We start from the raw sequence: 2,266 nt of genomic DNA, 5'->3' as shown, positions 1-2,266 counted from the left end.
TCCGTCGTCGGCAGCGTCAGATGTGTATAAGAGACAGGCGCCCAGACCGTCTACAACGCCATCGGCGGCAAGGCCGACGTCGTCAAGGCCGTCTACGACGTGCTCCTCGTCGGGGACGACGAGCCGGTTGCCATGCAGGACCGGCCGGAGTTCCGCGCCATGTCGGACGCGCCCGACCGCCAGGGCTTCGTCCGCGCGTACGCGGCCCTGTGCGCGACGATCTACGAGCGCGTGGGCCCGCTGCTCGGCGTCATCCTCGCCCAGGGCGCGGGCGGCGACACCGGCCTGCAGGCGTTCGTCGCGACGATCGACGCGGAGCGCCGCGCGGGCAACACGAACGCGCTCGACGCCCTCGAGGAGACCCACGGCCTCCCCGGAGGCCTGGACCGGGAATGCTTCACCGACCTCGTGTGGACGTTGACGGCCCCCGAGATCTACGACCGGTTCGTCCGCCGCTGCGGGTGGACCCACGAGATGTACGCCGCCTGGCTGGCCGAGGCGCTCGTGGCCGTCTTCGACCGGGCCGGGACAGGAGGGCAGTGACCGATGCCGCGCCAGATCGCGACGAGCACGACCGTCGACCGTGAGGGGATGCTCGACTTCGTCCGTCCGCGCCACTCCATGGTCCTCGTGACCACGCGCTCGGACGGGCGCCCCCAGGCCTCGCCGGTCACCGGCGGGGTCGACGAGCGGGGCCGCATCGTCATCTCGACCTATCCCGAGCGGGCCAAGACGACCAACGCCCGGCGTCGCCCGGAGGTCACCGTCCTCGTGCTGTCCGACGACTTCGGGGGCGAGTGGATCCAGGTCGACGGTGACTGCGAGGTCATCGACGTGCCCGACTCCGTCGAGCCCCTCGTCGACTACTACCGCTCGGTCTCCGGCGAGCACCCGGACTGGGACGAGTACCGCCGGGCCATGCGCGACCAGGGCAAGTCGCTGCTGCGGGTCACCCCGACGCGGTGGGGGCCGGTCGCCAAGGGAGGCTTCCCCGCCCGTCTCGCCTGACCGGCCGGCCTGCGTAGGCTGGCCCCCGTGCTGCGCGTCGGGGTCACCGGAGGGATCGGGTCGGGCAAGTCGACGGTGTCACGGCGGCTCGGCGAGCTCGGCGCGCACGTCGTCGATGCCGATGCCGTGGCCCGCGAGCTCGTCCAGCCCGGACGGCCGACGCTCGAGGCGATCCGGCAGCGGTTCGGCGACGCCGTCGTCCGCGCCGACGGCACCCTCGACCGGGCGGGCCTGGCCGCCGTCGTCTTCGCCGACCCGGACGAGCTGGCTGCGCTCGACGCCATCACCGGCCCGGCGATCGTCCGACGCGTCGCGGCGTCGCGCGCGGCCGCTCCGCCGGACGCCGTGTCCGTCTACGACATGCCCCTGCTCGTCGAGCGCGGCCTCTGGGTGCACGAGCACCTGTCCGTCGTCGTCGAGGCCGACGAGGAGACGCGCGTGCGACGGCTCGTCGAGCAGCGTGGGCTCGACGCCGACGACGTCCGGCGCCGCATGGCCGCGCAGGCCACCGACGAGCAGCGACGCGTCGCCGCGGACGTGCTCCTCGACAACACCGGGTCGCCCGAGGCACTGACCGGCGCCGTCGACCGGCTCTGGCACGAGCGCCTCCGGCCCTGGGCCGACAACCTCGCCGCCGGGCTGCGCAGCCGCCGCCCCGACCGTGGCGCCGTGGTCGAGCCGCGAGCCGACTGGGAGGCCCGGGGCGAGCGCGTCGTCGCGCGCCTCGCCGCCGCCCTGGCCGGCACCGGCGCCGTCACCGAGGTGTCGCACGTCGGGTCGACCTCCGTGGCCGGGCTCCTGGCCAAGGACGTCATCGACGTCCAGGTCGGTGTCCGGCACCTTCCCGACGCGGACGGCGAGGCCTTCGGGACGGCGTTGCGCGACGCCGGGTACGTCGTCGCCCACGGCATCGACGCCGACACCCCGCACCCCGCAGGAGCCGACGCGTCGGCCTGGGCCAAGCGCTTCGCCGGCGGGTGCGACCCGGGCCAGGTCGTGCAGGTCCACGTGCGCGAGCACGGCTCGCCGGGTTGGCGCTTCGCGCTGCTGTTCCGTGACTGGCTGCGCGCCGAGCCGGCCGAGCGCGACGCGTACGCCGCCGAGAAGCGCCGGCTCCTCGCGCTCGACGACGACACGTCGGCCTACGTCGATGCGAAGGAGCCGTGGTTCGAGGGAGCCTGGCACCGTGCCGAGGCGTGGGCCCGCCGCACCGGCTGGCGTCTGTCTCTTATACACATCTGACGCTGCCGACGACGGA

Annotated in this window: 3 protein-coding genes; all 3 read left to right on the top strand. The window is 74.2% G+C overall.

The genetic code is table 11. The annotated features are described in order from the left end of the window. The first annotated feature begins 99 nt into the window (after positions 1–99). The 3 genes from ACR9ZK_RS21365 to coaE are packed head-to-tail and all read left to right on the top strand — an operon-like array spanning position 100 to position 2,250. The gene (locus tag ACR9ZK_RS21365; RefSeq protein WP_481343976.1) at positions 100–543 is read left to right on the top strand and encodes a TetR/AcrR family transcriptional regulator; all 444 of its coding nucleotides are present in this window, start codon (positions 100–102) and stop codon (positions 541–543) included. 3 nt (positions 544–546) lie between these two features. Beyond that, complete coding sequence (locus ACR9ZK_RS21360; RefSeq protein WP_481343975.1) at positions 547–1,008, top strand: PPOX class F420-dependent oxidoreductase; 462 nt, start codon at positions 547–549, stop codon at positions 1,006–1,008. Between the two features lie 27 nt (positions 1,009–1,035). Next, on the top strand, positions 1,036–2,250 hold the full coding sequence (coaE, locus tag ACR9ZK_RS21355; RefSeq protein WP_481343974.1) for a dephospho-CoA kinase: 1,215 nt from the start codon (positions 1,036–1,038) through the stop codon (positions 2,248–2,250). The last annotated feature ends 16 nt before the right edge of the window (positions 2,251–2,266 follow it).

The organism is Monashia sp. HAY1-5C (genome assembly GCF_056755255.1).
This window is presented reverse-complemented; position numbering and strand designations above follow the sequence as displayed.